General features: G+C 68.3%; 19 protein-coding genes. 7 read left to right on the top strand and 12 right to left on the bottom strand.

The window, feature by feature from the left end; translation table 11 throughout:
* Window positions 1-123 precede the first annotated feature (123 nt).
* On the top strand, window positions 124-1,416 hold the full coding sequence (locus tag AC1HIY_RS01470) for a C69 family dipeptidase (RefSeq protein ID WP_479574925.1): 1,293 nt from the start codon (window positions 124-126) through the stop codon (window positions 1,414-1,416).
* Between the two features lie 8 nt (window positions 1,417-1,424).
* On the opposite strand, the gene AC1HIY_RS01465 is transcribed toward AC1HIY_RS01470, so the two are convergent.
* The 4 genes from AC1HIY_RS01465 to AC1HIY_RS01450 all read right to left on the bottom strand — a co-directional run bounded on the left by AC1HIY_RS01465 (window position 1,425) and on the right by AC1HIY_RS01450 (window position 5,393).
* Window positions 1,425-2,306, bottom strand: a complete 882-nt coding sequence (locus AC1HIY_RS01465) for an endonuclease/exonuclease/phosphatase family protein (RefSeq protein WP_479574924.1) — start codon at window positions 2,304-2,306, stop codon at window positions 1,425-1,427.
* 61 nt (window positions 2,307-2,367) lie between these two features.
* Entirely contained in the window at window positions 2,368-2,946 is a 579-nt protein-coding gene (locus AC1HIY_RS01460) for a hypothetical protein (protein WP_479574923.1), read from the bottom strand.
* A gap of 85 nt (window positions 2,947-3,031) precedes the next feature.
* Complete coding sequence (locus AC1HIY_RS01455) at window positions 3,032-4,510, bottom strand: CCA tRNA nucleotidyltransferase (RefSeq protein ID WP_479574922.1); 1,479 nt, start codon at window positions 4,508-4,510, stop codon at window positions 3,032-3,034.
* Between the two features lie 28 nt (window positions 4,511-4,538).
* Window positions 4,539-5,393, bottom strand: a complete 855-nt coding sequence (locus tag AC1HIY_RS01450) for a Gfo/Idh/MocA family protein (protein WP_479574921.1) — start codon at window positions 5,391-5,393, stop codon at window positions 4,539-4,541.
* 462 nt (window positions 5,394-5,855) lie between these two features.
* On the opposite strand from AC1HIY_RS01450, the gene AC1HIY_RS01445 reads away from it, so the two are divergent.
* The 4 genes from AC1HIY_RS01445 (at window position 5,856) to AC1HIY_RS01430 (ending at window position 9,978) form a co-directional block, all read left to right on the top strand.
* A complete protein-coding gene (locus AC1HIY_RS01445) occupies window positions 5,856-7,484 on the top strand; it encodes a potassium channel family protein (protein WP_479574920.1) in 1,629 nt (542 codons plus the stop codon).
* A gap of 82 nt (window positions 7,485-7,566) precedes the next feature.
* Window positions 7,567-9,201 (top strand): N-acyl-D-amino-acid deacylase family protein, encoded by a 1,635-nt coding sequence (locus AC1HIY_RS01440; RefSeq protein ID WP_479574919.1) that lies wholly within the window; start codon window positions 7,567-7,569, stop codon window positions 9,199-9,201.
* Window positions 9,202-9,249: 48 nt separating this feature from the next.
* Window positions 9,250-9,615 carry an arsenate reductase (glutaredoxin) gene (gene arsC / locus AC1HIY_RS01435; protein WP_479574918.1) on the top strand — a complete coding sequence of 122 codons (366 nt, stop codon included), beginning with the start codon at window positions 9,250-9,252 and terminating at the stop codon, window positions 9,613-9,615.
* Between the two features lie 15 nt (window positions 9,616-9,630).
* Window positions 9,631-9,978: a DUF4260 domain-containing protein gene (locus AC1HIY_RS01430; protein WP_479574917.1), complete on the top strand. Its 348-nt coding sequence runs from the start codon at window positions 9,631-9,633 to the stop codon at window positions 9,976-9,978.
* A gap of 30 nt (window positions 9,979-10,008) precedes the next feature.
* Here the strand turns inward: AC1HIY_RS01430 and AC1HIY_RS01425 are convergent, their stop codons facing one another.
* Complete coding sequence (locus tag AC1HIY_RS01425; RefSeq protein WP_479574916.1) at window positions 10,009-10,923, bottom strand: serine hydrolase; 915 nt, start codon at window positions 10,921-10,923, stop codon at window positions 10,009-10,011.
* A gap of 216 nt (window positions 10,924-11,139) precedes the next feature.
* Here AC1HIY_RS01425 and AC1HIY_RS01420 point away from each other — a divergent pair, with 216 nt between their 5' ends.
* On the top strand, window positions 11,140-11,493 hold the full coding sequence (locus AC1HIY_RS01420; RefSeq protein WP_479574915.1) for a nuclear transport factor 2 family protein: 354 nt from the start codon (window positions 11,140-11,142) through the stop codon (window positions 11,491-11,493).
* 77 nt (window positions 11,494-11,570) lie between these two features.
* Here AC1HIY_RS01420 and AC1HIY_RS01415 read toward each other — a convergent pair whose 3' ends face one another.
* The 3 genes from AC1HIY_RS01415 to AC1HIY_RS01405 form a co-directional block, all read right to left on the bottom strand.
* Window positions 11,571-12,845 carry a glutamate-5-semialdehyde dehydrogenase gene (locus AC1HIY_RS01415; RefSeq protein ID WP_479574914.1) on the bottom strand — a complete coding sequence of 425 codons (1,275 nt, stop codon included), beginning with the start codon at window positions 12,843-12,845 and terminating at the stop codon, window positions 11,571-11,573.
* A 74-nt stretch (window positions 12,846-12,919) separates the two neighbouring features.
* On the bottom strand, window positions 12,920-14,044 hold the full coding sequence (gene proB, locus AC1HIY_RS01410; protein ID WP_479574942.1) for a glutamate 5-kinase: 1,125 nt from the start codon (window positions 14,042-14,044) through the stop codon (window positions 12,920-12,922).
* A gap of 182 nt (window positions 14,045-14,226) precedes the next feature.
* Window positions 14,227-15,858, bottom strand: coding sequence for a glutamate synthase-related protein (locus AC1HIY_RS01405; protein ID WP_479574913.1), 1,632 nt, complete (start codon window positions 15,856-15,858; stop codon window positions 14,227-14,229).
* Between the two features lie 205 nt (window positions 15,859-16,063).
* Between AC1HIY_RS01405 and AC1HIY_RS01400 the strand changes: the two genes are divergently transcribed.
* Window positions 16,064-17,260, top strand: coding sequence for a hypothetical protein (locus AC1HIY_RS01400; protein WP_479574912.1), 1,197 nt, complete (start codon window positions 16,064-16,066; stop codon window positions 17,258-17,260).
* A gap of 3 nt (window positions 17,261-17,263) precedes the next feature.
* Here the strand turns inward: AC1HIY_RS01400 and AC1HIY_RS01395 are convergent, their stop codons facing one another.
* The 4 genes from AC1HIY_RS01395 to AC1HIY_RS01380 form a co-directional block, all read right to left on the bottom strand.
* A complete protein-coding gene (locus tag AC1HIY_RS01395) occupies window positions 17,264-17,644 on the bottom strand; it encodes a transmembrane 220 family protein (protein ID WP_479574911.1) in 381 nt (126 codons plus the stop codon).
* A gap of 129 nt (window positions 17,645-17,773) precedes the next feature.
* Window positions 17,774-18,775 (bottom strand): sugar phosphate isomerase/epimerase family protein, encoded by a 1,002-nt coding sequence (locus AC1HIY_RS01390; protein WP_479574910.1) that lies wholly within the window; start codon window positions 18,773-18,775, stop codon window positions 17,774-17,776.
* A gap of 91 nt (window positions 18,776-18,866) precedes the next feature.
* Window positions 18,867-20,036, bottom strand: a complete 1,170-nt coding sequence (locus tag AC1HIY_RS01385; RefSeq protein WP_479574909.1) for a Gfo/Idh/MocA family protein — start codon at window positions 20,034-20,036, stop codon at window positions 18,867-18,869.
* Window positions 20,037-20,092: 56 nt separating this feature from the next.
* Complete coding sequence (locus tag AC1HIY_RS01380; RefSeq protein WP_479574908.1) at window positions 20,093-20,953, bottom strand: sugar phosphate isomerase/epimerase family protein; 861 nt, start codon at window positions 20,951-20,953, stop codon at window positions 20,093-20,095.
* Between the last annotated feature and the right edge of the window lie 3 nt (window positions 20,954-20,956).

Below are 20,956 nucleotides of genomic sequence, written 5' to 3'. Positions count from 1 at the left end.
CGCCCGGGCGCTTCTCCGGACGAGCGCCCGCAGGGGCGCGTCGCGAGACGGCTTCGCCTTTTCGTCACGCCGCGGCCTATATTGAGGCCGGAAACCCGAACCTCGCGAAACCCTTCACGCGCGATGTGCGACACGCAGGTGCTCCGAAAAGGAGGGCTGACCTTTTTTGCCAAAAACAGCGACCGCGAGCCGAGCGAGCCGCAGTTCGTGGTGCGCCTGCCGCCGGTGCACGGAGATCCGGCCCCGACGGTCCGTGCGACGCATGTCGTCATCCCGCAGACGGCGCGGCGGCACGGCGTGCTTCTGAGCATGCCGCACGGGATCTGGGGCGCAGAGATGGGGGTCAACGACCAGGGCGTCGTCATCGGAAATGAGGCCGTTTTCACCAGCGTGCACGACTCCTCGCCCGGCCTCCTCGGCATGGACCTCGTGCGTCTCGGCCTCGAACGCGGCGACACGGCCCGGCATGCCCTCCACGTCATCACCGAGCACCTCGAACGCTATGGACAGGGCGGCCCCGCCGGCTTCCGCGACCGCTCGTTCTCGTACGACAACGCTTTCCTCCTCGCCGATCCCTCCGAGGCGTGGGTGCTCGAAACCGCCGGGCGTGTGTGGGCGGCCCGCCGCGTCGCCTCCCACGAGGCCATCTCGAACCGCCTCTCGATACGTACGGAGTTCGACCTCCACGCGGACGGTCTCCACGCCTTCGCCCGGAAGCACGGACGCTTCGACGGGCGCGGCGACCTCGACTTCGCGGCGGCGTTTCAGGCGCGCTTCGTCACGTATTTCAGCCGTTCGCGGGAGCGCCTCGCCACGAGCCGGGCGTGTCTCCGAACGGCCGCCGCCCGCCCGTCCGTCGCCCTCACCGATGTGATCGCGCACCTCCGCATGCACGCGCGGGCGGACCATCAGCCGCGCACGGGCTCGAACGCCGACGTGTGTATGCACGCCGCGGGCTTCATCCGCCGGAGTCAGACCACCGCTTCGATGGCGGTGCGGCTCGGCGGCGCGTCGGACGTGGTCTGGGTCACCGGCGCCTCTGCGCCGTGCCTCTCGCTCTTCAAACCCGTGAGCTTCTCCGCGCCCTCATACGTGCTCGCCGACCCCGGCGCGAACCCCGCGGAGAGCCTGTGGCGTCGCCGCGAGCGGGGGCATCGCCTCCTCGCGCTCGCCGACCCCGACGCCCGCGCCGCCTTCCGCACCGACCGCGACGCCGCCGAAGGCGCCCTCCTCGCGCCCTTCGACGACCCCGCCCGACCGCTCACCGACGCGGACTATCACGCCGCCGACGCCGACGCCCGAACGTGGGAAGAGCGGTGGATCGCCCGCTTCGAGAACGAACCGTTTCGCTATCGCCCCTTCGATCCGTATCACCACTATTGGCGACGGCTCAACCGCATGGACGGCTTCGCGTGAGCAAGGGGTCAGTTCCACGCGAGATCGACGTACACGGGCAGGTGGTCGGAGATGCGGCGGGCCTCGCGGAGCGTCGAAAACTGCTCGGTGAAGTCGATCACCCCCGCTTCCTCCACGCGGAGCGGTCCGGCTTCGTAAAAGACGTTGTCGTATTCGTTGGCGAGGTGCTCGCCTGCCTTCCGTTTCATTTTGACGCTCGTTTTCTGATCCACGAGGGCGGGGGCAAAGCCGTAGGCCTTGAGCGCGTCGAACGCCCGGTTGGCCTGCGAGAGGTTGAAGTCGCCCACGATGACGAGGTCGTCGTCGGGATAGCGTTCGTGGAGGCGTTCGAGGAGGCGGATCTCGCGGGCGGGCTTCTTCGAAGTGGGCACGGCGTGGAAGCCGGCGAGGAGGAGCCGGCGACCGTCGATCTCGAAGCGGGCGAGGAACGGCTCGCGGTCGATGGGACGGGAGAGCGAGGGTTCGAGCCAGCCGTTGCCGAGGAGGCGGAGGCGGTCGGCGTTCCAGACGTAGGCGTACCGCTCGGAGCCGTCGCCGCTCGTGGGGTCGCTGAGTGCGTAGGTCCACCGCCCGCCCATGCGGTGGAGCGCGTCGACGAGGCGGCGAACGGCGCGCTCCCCCGCCTGACTCACCGAGACCTCCTGTATGGCGATGAGGTCGAAATCCCGGAGCCGTTCCGCGATGAAGGCCATCTCCTCGTCGTCCTTCGAGCGCCCGAAGTTGTACAGGTTCCACGTCACGAGCTCCACCCGCGCCTCGGCTTCGGGCGGCGTCTCGGCGGGCTTCCGTTCGTACGTGAGGATGAAGTACGCCGCGACCACGGCGGCGACGAGGATGAGGACGATAAGGACCGTCCGAAGGGTCCGGTTTTTTCGGGGCTGTGGTTCCATGAGACGAGAAGCGATGCGGGTGAGGGGCGATAAGGTACGAAAGGCCGCCGAAAGCGCCTCGTCAGAAGAGCGCGACGATCAGGGTGGCGAGCGCCGCCGCGCCGATGAGCGCGAGCGCGCCGACGAGGGCGGCGAGCACGGCGAGGAGCGTCCACGGGTTGAGCAAGCGCCACAGGGCGGCGTATTCGAGGAGCATGGTCTTGCTTTCGAGCGCGAGGCGGCGGAGGTCGAGGACGCCCTTGACGAGCGCCCACGGACGCCGCCACCCCCGCGCCTCGGAGGCGGGAAAGGCGGCTTCGTACACGGTGGCGGCATGGCCGGAGCCTGCGTCGAGCGCGTCGGAGAGGCGGCGCGGGAGGTCGAGGAGTCGCCGGAGCCCGAGGTCGAAGAGCAGGAGCACGACGCCCGGAAAGAGCGCCGCCGCGAGGGCCGCCCCGGCGAATCCCCACGCCCACCACGCGCGGAAGGCGAACGGATAAGCCGCGAGCGCCCACAGCCACACGCCGGAGATGAGCGCCGCCACGGCCACCCCCCGCACCTTTCCGGCAAGCCCCTCCGCCCCCCGCACCACCGCCGCGACGGCGTCCGGCAGTTGGGCGCGCTCCGGCGGGGCAGGCGTTTTCGGGGAGGCGGGTTCCATGAGGGTGGGGAAGGTTTCGGGTTCTGTATTTCGTGTTCCGTACGGTGTGGCGTGCTTTTCGATGACGCGCCACGAAGCGCGTGCATTAGCGCCCCTCCTCCGCCTCGGCGAGGATCTCGTCCTTGATGCGCATGAGGTATGCGAAGGCGGCGTCGTGCTCGTTGGGGATGAGGCCTTCGAGGATGGCCTCGCGGACGGCTTCCTTCAGCCGCCCCACCACCGGCCCCGGCTTCAGCCCGAGCGTCTCCATGATCTCGCGGCCGTCCACCGGCGGCTGGAAGTTGCGGAGCCGGTCCTTCTCCTCGACCTCGGCCATCTTCTGCTCCACCTCGTCGAAGGCGCGGAGGTAGCGACGCACCCGGCGCGGGTTCTTCGACGTGATGTCCGCGCGGACGAGCGTCATCAGGTCGTCGATGGCGTCGCCCGCGTCGAAGAGGAGGCGGCGCACGGCGGAGTCGGTCACGTGCTCGTCCACGAGGGCGACGGGGCGATGGTGGAGGCGGACGAGCTTTTGCACGTAGCGCATCCGCTCGTCGGTCGGCAGCCGGAGGCGGCGGAAGAGCTTCGGGATCATGCGCGCGCCGCGGATCTCGTGCCCGTGAAACGTCCACCCGACGCCTTCCTCGAAACGTTTCGTCTTCGGCTTTGCGATGTCGTGGAGGAGCGCCGCCCATCGGAGCCACAGCGTCTCCTCGCACGGGCGGTCTTCGGTGAGCTGCACGAGGTTGTCGAGCACTTGCAGCGTGTGGTCGAAGTTGTCCTTGTGCCGGTGTCCCTCGATGGTCTCGACGCCTTTGAGGGCCGCGAGTTCGGGGAAGAAATGCTGGAGCAGGCCCGCCTCGAAGAGCACGCGCCACCCGACCGAAGGGCGCGGGGCGCACATGATTTTCTGAAGCTCGTCGGTGATGCGCTCCTGGCTGACGATGCGAATGCGCTGCGCCTTTCGTTGCATGGCCGCGAACGTGGCGGGGTGGATGCGGAAGTCGAGCTGTGCGGCGAAGCGCGCGGCCCGAACCATGCGGAGCGGATCGTCCTCGAAGGTCCGGAGCGGGTCGAGCGGGGTGCGGAGGATCTTCTGTTCGAGGTCGCGGAGTCCGGCGCCGTCGGGGTCGATGAGTTCGCCGAAGCGCTCGGGCGCGAGGTGGAGGGCCATGGCGTTGACCGTGAAGTCGCGGCGGCGGAGGTCGTCTTCGAGCGTGCCGTCCTCGACGATGGGCTTGCGCGAGTCGGCGCGATAGCTCTCTTTTCTGGCGGCGACGAACTCGAGCACGAGCGCCCGCCCGCCGGGCAACGCGCCGGGCAGACGGATGGCGGCGGTGCCGAAGTTGGGATAGACGTGGGCCGTCCGCCCGCCGAGCGCTTCCGCGACGGCCTCCGCGAGCCGGATGCCCGTGCCGCGCCCGACGGTGACGAAGTCGATGTCGGTGGTCTCCCGGCCGAGGAGCACGTCGCGGACGACCCCGCCGACGGCATATGCCTCGATGCCTTCGCGCACGGCCACTTCCCCGACCCGGCGAAGGATCGGCTCGTACGGCTGTTGTTCGAGTTTCGGGGAGAGGTTCATGCGAAAAGGCAGGGATGCGCGGCCGGGGTCATCGGAGCCGTTCCATGAGCCGTTCGACGAGGCGCATCGTGTGGAGGCCGTCGAGGAGGGTCACGGGAGGCGGGCGTTGCTCGGCAAGGGCGGTGAGGAAGGCGTCGGTCTCCATCGCTTCGGGCGAGAGGGAGGCGGGGCTTTCCAACGCTCCGGACGTCCCGGCGTTCTCCGCCCCTTCGCCGGCCGCTTCACGGAGGTCGAACGTATGGTGGAGGTCGCCGCCGGCGACGTACACCGTGGCGCGGTGGTCGAGGGGGAAGCGCCCGAGGCAGACCTGCGCGAGGGCGCCGTTGTGGAACCGGAGCGTGAAGGCGACGGCTTCGGGCCGGGCGCCGACGCCGCGCACGGCCTCGGCGTCGATGCGCTGGGCGCTGCCGCTTCGCGTGAGGGCCGCGCACAGGTCCACCGCGTCGGCGAGGCGGTGGGGCCACGGCCTCGGATCGGCCTCGCCGACGCGCACGGTGAGCACGATCACGGAAGGCTGCCACGCCGGCGGAAGCGCCGCGAAGAGCGGATGGAACCGGAGGGGACGGCTCACGCCCACCTCGACGCCGGCCTCCTCCGCCAGATGCAGCATGGCCTCGCATTCTCGGATGGAGGTGGCCGGCGGCCATTCGAGGAAGCAATGCGCGCCCCGCTTCGCCGCCGCCTCGGCCATGCGGAAATGCGCGCCGGTGGGCACGGTGATGAAGACCGCCTCGGTCTGGTCGAGGAAGGCGTCGAGACCGGGCGGGGCGAGGTCGTCGGGAAGGGCGGCGAAGAAGCCGGCGAACGTCGTGCCGGGCCGCGCCCGGAGGGCCCGCGCCCGCCGCTCCGCCCGTTCGCCCGTGCCGATGACTCCGACGCGCATCGTGGATCGCTGGTCTGATGAAAGGAAAGACGGACGCTCCGGACGTTCGCCCGCCGCCCGAAAGATAGCATACGCAGGCGAGGGATGCTTCGGGGAGGGCATGCGGTGTTCGCCGTCCAGGGGCACACAGTCGTTCGCCGTCAAAGCGTTTCTCCCCGATACCCATACCATCCCCCGAAAAAAGACCCTCTGCGTTCGTCTTGCGGCTTCCGCTTCCCGCCACGCGGCATCCCTCGACGCCGCCCGGTCTCAATTTTGTCACAGAGTTTCTGCGCGGCGACAGCATGAGACGGGTTTTCTTCTTTATAATACGGCGGCTCTTCGCTCGTCCGGCCGCGCGTTGCAGGGAGGGCCGCATCGTCTCAACGAAGAGGAAGCCGAAGTTCCATGAAACGCTTGCCCAAAAAACGATGGCCTCACGCCCGGCGCGACCGCCAGACTCAGAGAAACATCCAGGTCTTGATGCGTTATCTGGCCATCGTGGTGGTCGTGGTGCTGGTTTTCACCCAGCTCTTCCACGTTCTCATGGAGCACTTCGAGGGGCGGACGTACTCGTGGATCACGGGGCTGTACTGGACGCTCACCGTGATGACCACCCTTGGCTTTGGGGATATCACCTTCACCAGCGACATCGGGCGCATTTTCTCGATCGTCGTGCTCAACACGGGCATCCTCCTGCTTTTTCTCGTGCTCCCGTTCGTCTTCATCCGCATCGGGCCGTGGCTGGAGGCGCGCTTCCGTATGACCGCGCCGACGTATGCGCCTCCGGGCGCCTCCGGGCACGTCGTCCTTTGCGCCTACGACCCCATCGCGCCGGGGCTGATCCAGCGGCTCGAGCGGGAGGAGATCCCCTACTTCATCCTCGAAGGGGACGAGGCGCGGGCGTCGGAGCTCTATACGCGGGGACTCTCGGTGATCCGGGGCGCCGTGGATCGGAAAGAGACGTACGAGGCGGTGCGGGCGCATCGGGCCCGCATGGTGTTCGCCAACAAGTCGGACATCATTAACACGAACATCATCCTGACGGTCCACGAGGTCGCGCCGGAGACGCAGGTCGTGGCGCTCGCCGATCAGGAGCACTCCATCGACGTGCTCGAACTGAGCGGGGCGATGAAGGTGTTGCCGCTCAAGCGCTGGCTGGGCGAACAACTCGCCAACCGGGTCAACGCGATGCACGCCGAGGCGCATGCCATCGGGCGGTACGAAGACCTGCTCATCGCCGAGTTCCCGCTTCACCGCACGCCCCTGGCGGGAAAGACGATCCGCGAGACGCACCTCCGTGAGCACACCGGCGTGAGCATCGTCGGGGTGTGGGAGCGCGGCGAACTGCTTCCGGCGCACCCCGACTACCGGCTCTCCGAGACGACCGTCGCCGTCATCGTGGGCACCGAGCGGCAACTCGAAGAACTGAACAACCTGCTCGTCATCTACGACTTCAACCCGAACCCGGTGCTCGTCATCGGGGGCGGGGTCGTGGGCAGGGCGGCCATTCGGGCGCTGGGGCGCAAGGGAGCGCCGGTCCATCTCGTCGAGCGGGATCCGGTCGTGTGCTCGCGGTACGGAGAGCAGTGCAAAGCCGTCTTCACCGGAGATGCCGCGGATTACGACCTGCTTCATGAGGCCGGGATCATGGAGGCGCCTTCGGTGCTCTTGAGCACGAACGACGACGCGATGAACATCTACCTGGCCTCGTATTGCCGGCACCTGAACCCGGAGCTTCGCATCGTCAGCCGCGTCACGTACGAGCGGAACGTGGAAGCCCTCCACCGCGCCGGGGCGGACTTCGTGCTGAGCTACCATACCCTCGGGGTCGATGCCGTCTTTTCGATCATCAAGAACCGCGAACTCATCGTGATCGGGGAGCGCGTCGATCTGTTTTCGGTTCCCCTGCCGAAATCCCTGGCCGGAAAGACGCTCGCCGAAAGCGGCATCGGAGCGAAGACGGGGTTGAACGTGATCGCCGTGCGGGAAAACGGGAAAGTCATCACGCAGGTGTCGCCCTCGACCCGGCTCATACCGGGCATGGAACTGATCATGATCGGCGACTATAAGCAACGGGAGCTTTTTTCGGAGATCTATGGCGACCGTTGAATCCCCGTCACGGTCGCCTCGAACGCCGAGCACGTGCAGGCGTTCTCCGCGCAGTGAACCGTCCCTCTCCAACCCCACGTTCATGATGACTGTCTTTCACGCCGTCGTGCGTCGTGTCGTTTTCCTTCTCACGCTCGCGGGCCTCACGGCGGGCTTCGCGGGGGGGCAGCCGGTGCCGCCGCTCAAACAGATCGTCTTCACCCTCGTGCTCGAAGGGGGGACGGTGTACGACGGCCTCGGCAACCCGCCCGTCGTGGCGGACGTCGGCTTCGTCGGCGATCACATCGGCGCGGTGGGTGATCTCTCGGACAAGAAGGCGGCCCTTCGCCTCGACGTGCGCGGGCTGGCCGTCGTGCCCGGCTTCATCGACATTCACAGCCATGCTTCGAGCACGACGCCGGAGACGAGCGGCATCTTCGCCCGCCCGCTTGCGGAGAACTACCTCCGGCAGGGCGTGACGACGGTCTTCGGCGGGCAGGACGGTTCCTCGCCGTACCCGCTCGGGCCGTACCTCGACCGGCTCGAAGCCGCCCGCGCGGCGATCAACTTCGGCGCATTCGTGGGGCACGGCTCGATCCGCGCCTCGGTCGTCGGTGAGGAGGATCGCGCGCCGACGGCCGGGGAACTCGCCCGTATGGAGACGATGGTCGAGCGGGCGATGGCGGACGGCGCGTTCGGGCTGTCCTCGGGCCTCGAATACACGCCCGGCGCCTTCGCCGAGACCGACGAACTGATCGCGTTGGCGCGCGTGGCGGCGCGGCACGGCGGTCTGTACATCAGCCACATCCGCGACGAGGGCGGGCGGCTGCTCGAAAGCGTGGCCGAGGTGATCCGCGTCGGTGAGGAGGCCGGCTTGCCCGCGCAGGTGACGCACCACAAGGTCGTCGGGAAACGCCGGTGGGGGCTGAGCGCCGCCTCGCTCCGGCTCATCGACGAGGCCCGCGCGCGGGGCGTGGACGTGTCGAGCGATCAGTATCCGTACACGGCCTCGAGCACGGGGCTGACGATCCTCTTCCCCGCCTGGAGCAAGGACGGCGGCACGGAGGCGCTCCTTGCCCGCCTCGCCGACCCGGAGACGCGCGCCCGCATCAAGGCGGACCTCGTGAAACACCTCGACGAGGAGCGCGGAGCCGACCCGGCCACGGTGGTGGCGGCGAACTGCCCGTGGGACGGCTCGCTCAACGGCAAGAGCCTCGCCGACATCCTCACCGATCGCGGCCGGCCCGTGACGCTCGAAAACGCCGCCGACGTGGCGATGGAGCTCCAGGAGAAAGGCGGCTGTCAGGGCGTCTTCCATTCGATGTCGGAGGAGGACGTGCGGCGCATCATGCGGCATCCGTACACGATGATCTCCTCCGACGGCGGCATCCCCGAGCCGGGGGTGGGTGTGCCGCACCCGCGCAACTACGGCGCCTTCGCCCGCGTGCTCGCCCGGTACGTGCGCGAGGAGCGCGTGCTCTCGTTCGAAGAAGCCGTGCGGAAGATGACGAGCCTCCCGGCGTGGCGCCTCGGACTGACCGACCGGGGCGTGCTCCGGCCGGGCGCCTACGCCGACGTGACCGTGCTCGACCCCGCCGCCGTCGCCGACCATGCCACGTTCACCGACCCGCATCGATATGCGACGGGCGTGGTCTACGTCTTCGTCAACGGACGCGTCGTCTTCCGGAACGACGCCCCGACGGGCCTCCGCCCCGGGCGCGTGCTTCGCCATCGGTGAGAGCACGACGGCCCGTTCAAACGCCCCCTGTTCAAACGCCCCTTCCTCATGCCTGAACGCCAGATTTTCCACAACCCCCGATGCGGCAAGAGTCGCGCGGCGCTGAAGGCGCTCGAAGCGCGCGGCGTCGAAGCCGAGGTGATCGCCTACCTGACGGAGCCGCCTTCGCCCGAGGCGCTCGACGCGGTGTGCCGGAAGCTCGACCTCCCGCCGCAGGCCCTCATCCGCACCGGCGAGCGGCGCTTCCGGGAACTCGGCCTCCGCCTCGACGACGACCGCAGCCGCGACGAATGGCTCCGCCTCCTGTCCGAGAACCCGATCCTCATCGAACGGCCCATCGTCGTCTCCGGCGACCGCGCCGTCATCGGACGCCCCCTCGAAAAGGTGCTCGCCCTGCTCGACGAAACGCTTTGAACCGCCCGCGTCGCCATGCCCAAACGATTGCTTTACCTCGAAGGATGGAGCGTTTTTGCGCTTGCCACCGCCGCCTATTTCCATCTCGGAGGCGGGTGGTTGCTTTTTGCGATGCTTTTTTTGGCCCCCGACCTGTTTATGGCAGGCTACCTCGTCGGTCCGCGTGCGGGGAGCATCCTCTACAACCTCGCGCACACGTACGTTTTCCCTGTGGGGATGCTCGTCTGGGGAACGGCTTTCGGTTCCGGCATGCTCATCCTGATGGCGCTGATCTGGCTTGCGCACCTCGGGCTGGATCGGGGAATCGGTTATGGGCTGAAGTATGCGACGGCCTTCAAGGATACGCACCTGAGCCGGGTGTGAAGGCGGCTCGTCCGAGCCCCGGGCCCGGCCTTACCAGTACTTCTCCATGCCCTCGGCGGGCCGCCAGTCCGAATCCGGCTCGAAGTAATGCCAGAGCAGGCGAGAGACGTTGCGGATGAGCGTGAAGCCCTCGTTGTCCCTCCCCCAGCTCGTGTCCGCCTGGTCGTTGGTGAGGACGGCGAAGACGTAGTCCCCGTGCGGCGCGTTGACGAGGACGACCTCGGAGCGCGAGGCATCGACGGCTCCTTGCTTCGAGGCGGCCTGAATCGTGGGCGGGATTTGCGAGAGCGCCTCGCCGTTCCAGTAGATGCGCGTGAGCATCCGGTACATGGTCTCGCTCGCCGCCGGGCTGACGGCGCGCCCCTCGCGGATCATCACGAGCAGTTCGGCCATTTCGCGCGGGGTGGTCTGTCCCCAGCCGTAACGCTCCCAGTCTTTCTCCCGCCCCGGCGTGCGCGAGTTCATCCGCGTGTCCCGGAAGCCGTGCGCCGCCAGCCACGCGTTGATGGCCGTGCCCGTGCCGCACAGATGCTGAAGCCACAGCGCCGCCGTGTTGTCGCTCGTCGTGATCATGAGCATGGCCACCTTGCTCAGGTCGATCTCCGCGCCGTCCTTGAACGCGCCGAGGATGTCCTCGCCCGGATAGAGGAGCGAGTCGCGGTAGACGAGCTTCCGGTGGTAGTCGAGCGCGCCATGCTCGATGGCGTCGAAGGTTTTGAGAAGGATGGGCACCTTGATCATGCTCGCCGTGGGGAAGAGCGTGTCGGCGCGGAGCGCGGCGACACGGCCCGTGCCGAGGTGGCGCACGTAGATCCCCACCTCGCCCCGAAAGCCTTCGACGAGGCGTTCGAGGCGGGACTGAAGCTCGGCGTCGGGGACGGGTTGGGCGCGCACCGGGAGGGCGAGCACGAAGCAGGCGGTCAGGCAGACGAGGCGGCGTGTCATTGGGCGTGGGCGGATGGGTGGAAGAGACCCCGAAAGATACGACGGGCCGCCCCCCGGCGGCCACGGCTCGGGGAGAAAAACACCCGCCGCTCCGGCTCCGTCCGGCAGGGTAAAAATTAATGCCGCTTCGATTTGCGAACGGCGGAAACCTTTGTGTGTTTGGACAATACTTGTCGAAACAAATAGTTTTGTCCAACCCAGACCCGAGAGGTTGCCATGAGCTTACGTGATCAAGTGAACGCGCTGAACGACCTGATCCTTCAGGGCCGGATCCTCGACGCTTTCGAGAAATTTTATGCGGACGATGTGGTGATGCAGGAGAACGACGAGGAGGAACGTGTGGGGAAGGACGTCAACCGCGCGTATGAGGAGGCGTTCGTCAACGGCCTGACCGAGTTCCGGGGCGCGCGCGTGGAGCACGTGGCCGTCGACGAGGAGGCGGGCGTGGCGTTCACGGAGTGGTTTTTCGACTTCACGCACAAAGACTGGGGCCCGCGCGCCTATCATCAGGTGGCCCGGCAGATCTGGAAAGACGGGAAGATCGTCCACGAACGGTTCTATCACGCCTGAGCGCGACGAGCGCCTTCCCGGTCACGACCGCCATCGGGTCCATGCGCCCGGTGGCGGTCGTCGTGTTTCGCCGGCGATCATTCGACCGCGTGGCGCGTCTGTCCCTCGCCCATCACGACGAACTTGCGTGTGGTGAGCGCTTCGAGGCCCATCGGGCCGTAGGCGTGGAGTTTCGTCGTCGAGATGCCGATCTCGGCGCCGAGGCCGAGTTGTCCGCCGTCGGAGAAGCGGGAGGAGGCGTTCACGAGCACGACGGAGGCGTCGACCTCGCGCTGGAAGCGGCGGGCGCGCCCGAGGTGGTTCGTGGCGATGACCTCGGTGTGGTTCGAGCCGTAGCGGGCGATGTGGTCGAGCGCCGCCTCGAAGTCGGGCACGACGCGGGCGGCGAGGATGAGCGCGAGGTATTCGGCGAAGTAGTCGTCGTCGGTTGCCTCGGCGGCGTCGGGCACGAGCGCCCGTGTCTTCGGGCATCCGCGCAGTTCGACGCCCCGCGTCCGGAGCGCTTCGGCGGCCATCGGCAAAAACGCTTCGGCGACGGCCTCGTGGACGAGCAGCGTTTCGAGCGCATTGCACACGCCGGGCCGCGACGTCTTCCCGTCGATGAGCAGGCGGAGCGCCGCGTCGAGGTCGGCGTCCTCGTCCACGTACAGGTGGCACACGCCTTTGTAATGCTTGATGACGGGGATGCGGCTGTGCTCGTCCACGTACCGGATGAGCCCCTCGCCGCCGCGCGGGATGACGAGGTCGATGAGCGTGTTCATCGTGAGCAGTTCGGTGATGGCGGCGCGGTCGGTGGTGGGCAGCAGCGTGACGGCCGCCGGCGGGAGGCCTTCGCGTTCGAGGCCCCGATGGAGCGCCGCGGCGACGGCCTGGTTCGAGTGGAACGCCTCGGAGCCGCCCCGGAGCACCACCGTGTTGCCGGCCTTCAGGCACAGCCCGGCGGCGTCCGAGGTGACGTTCGGGCGCGCCTCATAGATCATCGCGATGACGCCGAGGGGGATGCGCATATAGCCCACTTCGAGGCCGTTGGGGCGTCGCCACGTCTCGGTGATCTCGCCGACGGGATCGTCGAACGAGGCCACCTCGCGGAGGGCGTCGGCCATGCCGGTGAGGCGCTTCCGGTCGAGGGCGAGGCGGTCCACCATCGCCGCCGGGAGGTCGTTTGCCTTCGCCCGTTCCACGTCCACGGCGTTGGCGGCGAGGATCTCGGCCTCGGAGGCGAGGAGTTCGTCCGCCATGGCGTGAAGGGCGCGGTTCTTGGCCGCCGTGCTCAGCTTGGCCACCGGCCGCGCCGCCGCCCGGCAGGCCCGCACGCGGTCTTCGAGTTCGGTCGTGAGGTTTTGTTCGATCATATCCTTTCGTCGATGTTATGAGCATGGGGGCGCGGGAGCGCGCGCCGGGAGGGGGCGGCGTTCCGCGCGGGCGCTCACGGTGTCTCGATGAGCACGAGGTCGTCGCGGTGGATGACCACGTCGGTATAGACGTAGCCGAGGGCCTCTTCGATGTCGCGGCTGTGGCGTCCCCGGATGCGGAGCAGCTCCTGATCGCCGTACTGCGTGATGCCCTTGGCGATGGGAAGCGCCTCGGCCGCCCGCCGTCGCACGATCTCCACCGCGTCCCCGGCGGCGAAGCGCCCCTCGACGTCGACGATGCCGGAGGGCAGGAGCGAAGCGCCTTTCGAGCGGAGCGCCCGGGCCGCGCCTTCGTCCACCACGATGCGGCCCGTGCTCGGAAGCGTGTGGAGCATCCAGTGTTTTTTGGCCGTCAGGGGCGCCTGGCGGCGGTAGAAGATGGTGCCGTGGAGGACGCCCTTGAGCAAGTGCTCGAAGTTTTCGCCCCTCGTGCCGTTGACGAGGATCGTGTCGATGCCGCGCGCGGTGGCTTTGTCGGCGGCTTCGAGCTTCGTGCGCATGCCGCCCGTGGCGAGCGGCCCGCCTTTGCCTCCGGCGAGCGCGTAAATATCGGCGTCGATGGTTTCCACGACGGGGATGTGGCGGGCGTCCGGATTCGCGCGCGGGTCGGCGTCGAAGAGGCCGTCGACGTCGCTGCAGATGACGAGCAGGTCGGCCCCGGCGAGCACGGCCACGTGAGCCGCGAGGTTGTCGTTGTCGCCCACCTTCAGCTCTTCGACGGCCACCGTGTCGTTCTCGTTGACGACGGGCATCGTGTCGAGCCGGAGCAGTTCGTGGAGCGTGTTCCGGGCGTTGACGAAGCGGTGACGGTTGAGCAGGTCGTCGTACGTGAGCAGGAGCTGGGCGCACGGGAAATCGAAGAAGCGGCTCCACGAGGCCATGAGCAGAGGCTGCCCGAGGGCGGCGAGGGCCTGTTTCTCCGGGATCGACCGCGGCGCGCCGCCCCGTCCGGGCTTCAAGGAGCGCCCGGCAGCCACCGCCCCCGACGAGACGAGGATCACCTCGCGCCCCCGGTTGCGGCTCTCGATGATGAACCGGGCGATGGGCAACAGATGCTTCGTGCTGCACCCCCGCCCCTCCGGCGCAATGAGCGCGCTTCCCACTTTGATGACGGCCCGTTTCCACTCGGGCACGGAGATGGACTCCATCGGATCGTGTCGTTCATGTTTGCGCTCTCGGGACGTACGAATGCCGGAGGCATGGGTTCTTGGGATCGGATTTCGTCGCGCGTATTTCGAAGGAGCCCCTTACGGCATACGCCCTGGGTTGACTATCGACCGGAAACCGGATTTCCCAACCCCGCGGGCGAGCACGGGACGCTCTACAGGGGGACGACGCCGGCATACCGGACGCCCGAAAGATACGCCATGTCGCGTTTCCACGTCGTGAGGTCGTCCGGGGAGAAACTGCGGAGGTGGTGATGGCCGCACGCGCGGGCGAGCACCTTCATCAGTTCGACCGTCGCCGTGAGGTAGTTTTTCAGGCGGAGGGCGGACTTGTGGATCTCGAGCCGGGCGCGGAGGTCTTCGCGCTGGGTGGCGATGCCGACGGGGCAGTTGTTCGTGTGGCAGGCGCGCATGGCGAGGCATCCGATGGCCTGGATCGCCGCGTTGGCCACGGCGATGCCGTCGGCTCCGAGCGCGAGCGCCTTCACGAAATCGCTCTCGGTGCGCAGCCCGCCCGTGACGATGAGCGTCACGTCGCGACGGTCGCGGGCGTCGAGGTGACGGCGGGCGCGGGCGAGCGCGGCGATGGTCGGGACGGAGATGTTGTTTTTGAAGATCTCCGGGGCGGCGCCGGTGGCCCCGCCCCGCCCGTCGAGGATGACGTAATCGACGCCGACGGCGAGGGCAAAGTCGAGGTCGGCCTCGATGTGCTGGGCCGAGAGCTTGAAGCCGATGGGGATGCCGCCGGTGACGTCGCGCACCGCCTCGGCGACGGCGCGGAAGTCGTCCGGCGTGACGAGGTCGGGGAACGTGGCGGGGCTGATGGCGGGCTTGCCGGGCCTGAGCCCGCGCACGGCGGCGATCTTCTCGGTCACCTTCGCGCCGGGGAGGTGGCCGCCCGTGCCGGTCTTCGCCCCTTGTCCGCCCTTGAAATGGAACGCCTGCACGTTCCGGACCTTGTCGAGGCTCCATCCGAAACGCGCCGAGGCGAGTTCATAGAAATACCGGGAGTTGGCCTGTTGCTCTTCGGGGAGCATGCCGCCTTCGCCCGAGCAGATGCCCGTGCCCGCCATCTCGGCGCCCATCGCAAGGGCGATTTTGGCCTCCTCGCTCAGTGCGCCGAAGCTCATGTCGCTCACGAAGAGCGGGATGGCGAGGCGGAGCGGCTTCTTCGCGTTCGGCCCGACGATGAGGTCCGTGCCCACGGGCGCGTCGTCGAGGAGCGGGCGACGGGCAAGCTGTCCGGTGAGGATCTGAAGGTCGGCCCACCGGGGCAACTCGGTCAACGGCACCCCCATCGCGGAGACCTTCCCGTGGTGGCCGAAGTTCTTCAGCCCGTTCTTCGCCAATTCCTCGATGTAATGGTTGAAGGGCTCCTCGGGCGCGCCGTGGAGGTCGGCATACGGGCCGAGGTATTCGTCGCGGCGGTAGGCCTGCGGGTGCGCGTCGTGCCAGGCCGCGACCTCGGCCTCGTCCACGAAGACGGCGTCGTCCTCGACCCACGCGGTGAACTTGTGGAGCGCCTCGGCATTGTTGTATTCGCTGACGCCCGTGTCATACCGGTAATCCCAGTTGTGGACGCCGCAGATCAGGTTGTGCCCGTCGACGAAACCGTCGGCGAGGAGCGCGCCCCGGTGGAGACACCGGCCATAGAGCACGGAGACCTCGTCGCCGTACCGGATGACGACGAGGTCGACGTTGGCGACGAGGGCATGGGCGGGCGCGCGGTCTTCGAGCGTGCGCCAGTCGGCGACTTTGACGGGGCGGACGGCGGTTCCGTTGGACATGAGGGTTCTCGGGATGGATGAAAAGTTGGAAACGCGGCGGGGAACGGCTAATGATTCAAAAGTATACGTCACTCGCCCCTTGATGCGAAAGGCCTTTTCCGGCGAAGCTTCGCGCTCCGGGGGCGACCGGTTTGTGGAGACGGCTCCCGTCCGCGTTACGGCGCGCGCGATGCTTGCCCGGGGCAAACGAAGAAGGACCATGAGGATGCGTGCGAGAACCCTGATGCCGGCTGTGATCCTCATGTGCTTCGCCACGGCGGCGTGGGGACAGACGGACGAGGGACGGCTGTACTGGGTGGATCTCGGCGCAGACAAGATTCAGCGCTCCGACCTCGAAGGGGTCAACGTCGAGGACGTGGTCGTCTTTCCCGGCGGTCGGAGCGGGGTCATCCCTTTCGCCATCGATGCGGATCGCGGGAAGCTGTACTGGGCCGATCCCGGCATCCACGTGATCCGGCGGGCGACGCTCGACGGAATGGACGTGGCGGACCTCGTCACCGGCGGCCTCGAAGCCGTCATAGACCTTGCGCTCGATCCGGCGGGCGGCTTCATGTACTGGTCCGACGGTGAAGTCATCCGGCGCTCGACGCTCGACGGCACGGAGGCGACGGACGTGATGCGTTTCGTGGGCGAACGGCCCACACAGATTGCCCTCGACGCCGCCGCGGGGAAGCTGTACTGGGTGGCCGAGGAAGAGACGGACGGCCTCGTGACGGTGAAGATCCGGCGGGCGACGCTCGACGGCGCCGACGTCGAGACCCTCGTCTCCGAAGGGCTGATCCACCCGACCGAACTCGCGCTCGACACGACGAACGCGCGCATGTACTGGTCGGATACGGGTGCGGCGGGCCGGGGCTGGATCCGGCGGGCGACGCTCGACGGCGCAGCGGTGGAGGACCTCGTGCCCGAGACGGCCCTCATCGCACCGTGGGGCCTCGCCCTCGACGTCGCGCGCGGCTTCGTGTACTGGTCCGAGAACCGGACGACGCCCGAGCCCGGCGTCATCCTCCGCGCCTTGCTCGCCGACGGCAGCGGCATCGAGACGGTGGTGCCCGTCGGGCTCTCTTTCCCCGCCGCCCTCGCGCTCGACGTCCCCGCCGCGACGCCTACGGCCGTCGCTCTTCCTCCGGAAGCATCCGCGTCCGTCCTTTCCCCGCCGCACCCCAACCCTTTCTCCACGTCCGCCGCCTTCACCCTGACGCCGCCGCGCACGGGCCGCGTGAAGGTCGGCGTCTACGACGCGCTCGGGCGCGAGGCGGTGCGGCTGTTCGACGGCGTCCTTCCGGGCGGCGCGACGCGGGCGTTCACGCTCGCGGGCGAGGGCCTGCCGTCGGGCGTGTACGTGATCCGCGCCTCGGGCGAAGGCTTCCGCGCCGTCCGCCGCGTCGTGCGGGTGCGGTGAGGGTTACCCCACCCCGGTCGTCCGCTCCCGCCGGCGCGTGCGCCACGTCATGAAGCCCGTCCACGCGGCGACGATGACGAGGCCGAGCATCTCGCGCCCCTCTTCGACGATGCCCGCCATCTCGTGCTCGTCGAAGAAGAGGCGCCGCGAGGCCAGACGGAAGGCGAGGTACAGCGCATAGACCACCACGAGGCCCGTGTACACACCCGCCGCGCGTACGGGCAGACGGCCCGTGAGGTAGCCCGCGCAAAGGAGGGCGGCGATCCCATACATCGGCGCCCAGATCAAGGGGTCCGGATCGTTGAACTGCACCACCGTCGCGTATACGAAGAACACGAACATCACCACGGTGGCGGCTTTTTCGGGAAGAGACGGGGCGTTCATTTTTCGGGGGAATGCGTTCGGGAAGGGGTGGAGCGCTTCGACCTCGACCCCGCCGAGGCCGGCTTTTATCGGGCGCGGCTCCCCTTGCGCCGGATGGACGAACCCCGGGAGAAGAGGGGGGCGCCGGGGCTAACCCTCGGAGAAGGCGGCGTCGAAGGCTACGGCGGAGGGCGGGAAGTCGACGGCGCGGACGAAGGCGCACGCCTCCTCGGCGCCGTGCTCGCGGTCCATGCCGCTGTCCTCCCACTCGACCGAGAGCGGGCCGTCATAGCCGATGCGGTTGAGCATGCGGAGGATCTCCTCGAAGTCGATGGAGCCGCGTCCGAGCGAGCGGAAGTCCCAGAAGCGGCGGCGGTCGCCGAAGGGCAGGTGCCCGCCGAAGACGCCCGAGCCGCGCGGCGTGTGCGACCACCACACGTCTTTCATGTGCACGTGATAGATGCGGTCGGCGAAACGTTCGAGGAACGCCACGTAATCGACGCCCTGATAGCCGAGGTGGCTCGGGTCGAAGTTGAAGCCGAAGGCGGCCCGGGAGCCGACGGCTTCGACGGCCCGCTCGGCGGTGACGAGGTCGAAGGCGATCTCGGTCGGATGCACTTCGAGGGCGAAGCGGACGCCCGCCTCATCGAAGGCGTCGAGGATGGGGTTCCACCGCGCGGCGAAGTCGGCAAAGCCTGCTTCGATGGCGGCCTCGCTGACGGGGGGGAAGCCGTAGAGCAGGTGCCAGATGCTGCTTCCGGTGAAGCCGTTGACCACCTTCACGCCCAGGCGGGCGGCGGCGCGGGCGGTGGCCTGCATCTCCTCGGCGGCGCGGCGTCGCACGCCCACCGGGTTGCCGTCCCCCCACACGTGCGGCGGCAGGATGGCCTCGTGCCGCGCGTCGATGAGGTCGCACACGGCCTGCCCGACGAGGTGGTTCGAGATCGCATACACCTCCAGCCCGTGCCGGGCGAGGAGGTCGCGGCGGCCCGCGCAATAGGCGTCGTCTTCGAGCGCCCGGCGCACGTCGAAGTGATCGCCCCAGCAGGCGAGTTCGAGGCCGTCATAGCCCCAGGAGGCGGCTTTCTCGGCAAGCGTCGCCAGCGGAAGGTCGGCCCACTGGCCTGTGAAAAGCGTGACGGGACGTCCCATGTCGGAGGGGGGGCTTTCAGAAGGAGGAAGGGAGGAGAGCGTTTCCGGCAAAGTACCGAAAAAGGGGAAAACAATCCTCCCCGGAGCGCGGTCAGGCGGGCGGAATGTAGCGGGCATCCACCCATGCGCGGCGGCGGCCGCTCTCGAGCGCGTTCCGGATGAAGTGCACGCCCACGGCGCCGTCGGCGACGGTCGGGAAGTCGAGGTCGAACGGGTGCGGTTCCGCTCCGGCGAGGCGGGCGGCGATGGTGCGCCCGGCGTTCCGGTAAACATTCGCGAAGGCCTCGAAGAACGCCTCGGGATGACCGGGCGGCAGGCGCGTGTTGTGCGCGGCGATGGGCGCGAGGTAGGCATTGCCGCGTTTGAGGATCCGTTCGGGACCGTCCGCCGTGCGGTGATACAGGACGTTCGGCTTCTCCTGAAACCACCGGAGCGAACCTTCCGCGCCGTGGACGCGAAGGTTCAGGCCGTTCTCTTCTCCCACGCAGATTTGGGAGGCGTGGAGGAGGCCGCGCGCCCCGCCCACGTAGCGGATGAGCATGCTCACGTCGTCATCGACGGCGCGCCCCTCGACGAAGGTCGTCACCTCGGCGCAGAGGGCCTCCATCTCCAGCCCGGTCACGTATCGCGCGAGGTGCTCGGCATGCGTGCCGATGTCGCCGAGGGCGCCCGCGCCGGCCAGCTTCGGGTCGGTGCGCCAGGCGGCCTGCTTCTGTCCCTCCCGCTCGATGGGTTGCGCCAGCCACCCCTGCGGGTATTCGACGATGACCTTCCGCACCGCGCCGATCCGGCCCTCGCGCACCATCGCGCGCGCCTGTTTGACCATCGGGTAGCCGGTGTAGTTGTGCGTCAGCGCGAAGACTACGCCGCGCGCCTTCACGAGGCGACAGAGCGCCTCGGCGTCTTCGAGCGTGGTCGTCATGGGCTTGTCGCAGACCACGTGGAAGCCCGCCTCGATGAAGGCCTTCGCCGCGGAGAAGTGCAGGTGGTTCGGCGTGACGATGGACACGAAGTCGATGCGCTCGTCCGCCGGGAGCGCGGCTTCCCGCTCGGCCATCTCTGCATACGAGTCATAGACGCGGCGCGGGTCGAGGAAAAGCTCCGCGCCCATCTGCCGGGACCGGGCGGGGTCCGAGGAGAACGCGCCCGCCGTGAGTTCCATCTCGCCGTCGAGCGCGGCGGCCCGCCGGTGGACGGCTCCGATGAACGCGCCCGGCCCGCCGCCGACCATTCCGTACCGCAGTTTTCTTCCGAGAGGCATTCGTATGTGCGTTAGGGGAGGGGTAAACGTTCGACCTTCGAACGTTTGAACGGATATCAAAACGTCAGTTTACTGAGGTACGCGAAGCTCGCGGAGATGCTCGCGAGCGGGTCGGCGGGGTGGTCGTGCTCGACGAAATAGTGCGTCAGCCCGGCCTCGCTCGCATGGGCGAAGAGGCTCGCGAAGTCGATCGTTCCCGCGCCCACCTCGGTCATCTCGCCGTCGGCGGCCATGTCCTTCACGTGGCACAGCGGGAAGCGCCCCGGGTGGCGCTCGAAGTAGTCCAGAGGGTCGGCTCCGGCCTTCGTGATCCAGTACAGGTCGAGTTCCATCCGGACGAGGTCCGGGTCGGTCTCGGCCAGGAGGAGGTCGTACGGGCGCACACCGTCGAGGTCCATGAACTCGAAGTCGTGGTTGTGATAGGCGAACTGAAGCCCGGCTTCGCGACACGCCTCGCCCGCCCGGTTGAACAGGCCGGCATGGCGTCGGTAGTCATCGAGCGAGGCGCGCTGGTCTTCCGAGAGCCAGGCCATCACGAGGTACCGGTGCCCCATGGCGACGGCGTTGGCCACGGTGGCCTCGAGCGCGTCGGGCGCGAGGGCGTCGAGGAGCACGTGTGTGGAGGGGGCGGCGAGGCCGAGCCGCCCGAGCAGCGCCTTCACGTCGTCGGGGCCGTGCCCGTAATACCCGGCAAACTCGACCTCTTTATAGCCGATCTCCGCCACCTTTTCGAGCGTGCCCGCGAAGTCCTGCTCCAGGAGTGAGCGCACGGTGTAGAGTTGAAGGCCGATGCGTTCGAGCCGGTGGCCGGGTATGTCGGCCTCGCGGGCGGCGTCGGTGTTCTCGCGGGCGCATCCTCCGATCGCCAGTCCACCGAGTGCGGCGGCCGAAGCTTGTATGAACGTTCGTCGGTTCATCGG

This window comes from Rhodocaloribacter sp. (assembly GCF_056451265.1).
The sequence above is the reverse complement of the archived record's forward strand: the minus strand, read 5'-3'. Positions and strand labels throughout refer to the sequence as shown.

Coding starts and splice junctions, on each gene's coding strand:
- AC1HIY_RS01430 (WP_479574917.1), top strand. CDS start 9,631: ATGCCCAAACGATTGCTTTACCTCGAAGGATGGAGCGTTTTTGCGCTT.
- AC1HIY_RS01455 (WP_479574922.1), bottom strand. CDS start 4,510: ATGAACCTCTCCCCGAAACTCGAACAACAGCCGTACGAGCCGATCCTT.
- AC1HIY_RS01420 (WP_479574915.1), top strand. CDS start 11,140: ATGAGCTTACGTGATCAAGTGAACGCGCTGAACGACCTGATCCTTCAG.
- AC1HIY_RS01415 (WP_479574914.1), bottom strand. CDS start 12,845: ATGATCGAACAAAACCTCACGACCGAACTCGAAGACCGCGTGCGGGCC.
- AC1HIY_RS01405 (WP_479574913.1), bottom strand. CDS start 15,858: ATGTCCAACGGAACCGCCGTCCGCCCCGTCAAAGTCGCCGACTGGCGC.
- AC1HIY_RS01425 (WP_479574916.1), bottom strand. CDS start 10,923: ATGACACGCCGCCTCGTCTGCCTGACCGCCTGCTTCGTGCTCGCCCTC.
- AC1HIY_RS01445 (WP_479574920.1), top strand. CDS start 5,856: ATGCGTTATCTGGCCATCGTGGTGGTCGTGGTGCTGGTTTTCACCCAG.
- AC1HIY_RS01470 (WP_479574925.1), top strand. CDS start 124: ATGTGCGACACGCAGGTGCTCCGAAAAGGAGGGCTGACCTTTTTTGCC.
- AC1HIY_RS01390 (WP_479574910.1), bottom strand. CDS start 18,775: ATGGGACGTCCCGTCACGCTTTTCACAGGCCAGTGGGCCGACCTTCCG.
- AC1HIY_RS01380 (WP_479574908.1), bottom strand. CDS start 20,953: ATGAACCGACGAACGTTCATACAAGCTTCGGCCGCCGCACTCGGTGGA.
- AC1HIY_RS01385 (WP_479574909.1), bottom strand. CDS start 20,036: ATGCCTCTCGGAAGAAAACTGCGGTACGGAATGGTCGGCGGCGGGCCG.
- AC1HIY_RS01395 (WP_479574911.1), bottom strand. CDS start 17,644: ATGAACGCCCCGTCTCTTCCCGAAAAAGCCGCCACCGTGGTGATGTTC.
- arsC (WP_479574918.1), top strand. CDS start 9,250: ATGCCTGAACGCCAGATTTTCCACAACCCCCGATGCGGCAAGAGTCGC.
- AC1HIY_RS01450 (WP_479574921.1), bottom strand. CDS start 5,393: ATGCGCGTCGGAGTCATCGGCACGGGCGAACGGGCGGAGCGGCGGGCG.
- AC1HIY_RS01465 (WP_479574924.1), bottom strand. CDS start 2,306: ATGGAACCACAGCCCCGAAAAAACCGGACCCTTCGGACGGTCCTTATC.
- AC1HIY_RS01400 (WP_479574912.1), top strand. CDS start 16,064: ATGCGTGCGAGAACCCTGATGCCGGCTGTGATCCTCATGTGCTTCGCC.
- AC1HIY_RS01440 (WP_479574919.1), top strand. CDS start 7,567: ATGATGACTGTCTTTCACGCCGTCGTGCGTCGTGTCGTTTTCCTTCTC.
- AC1HIY_RS01460 (WP_479574923.1), bottom strand. CDS start 2,946: ATGGAACCCGCCTCCCCGAAAACGCCTGCCCCGCCGGAGCGCGCCCAA.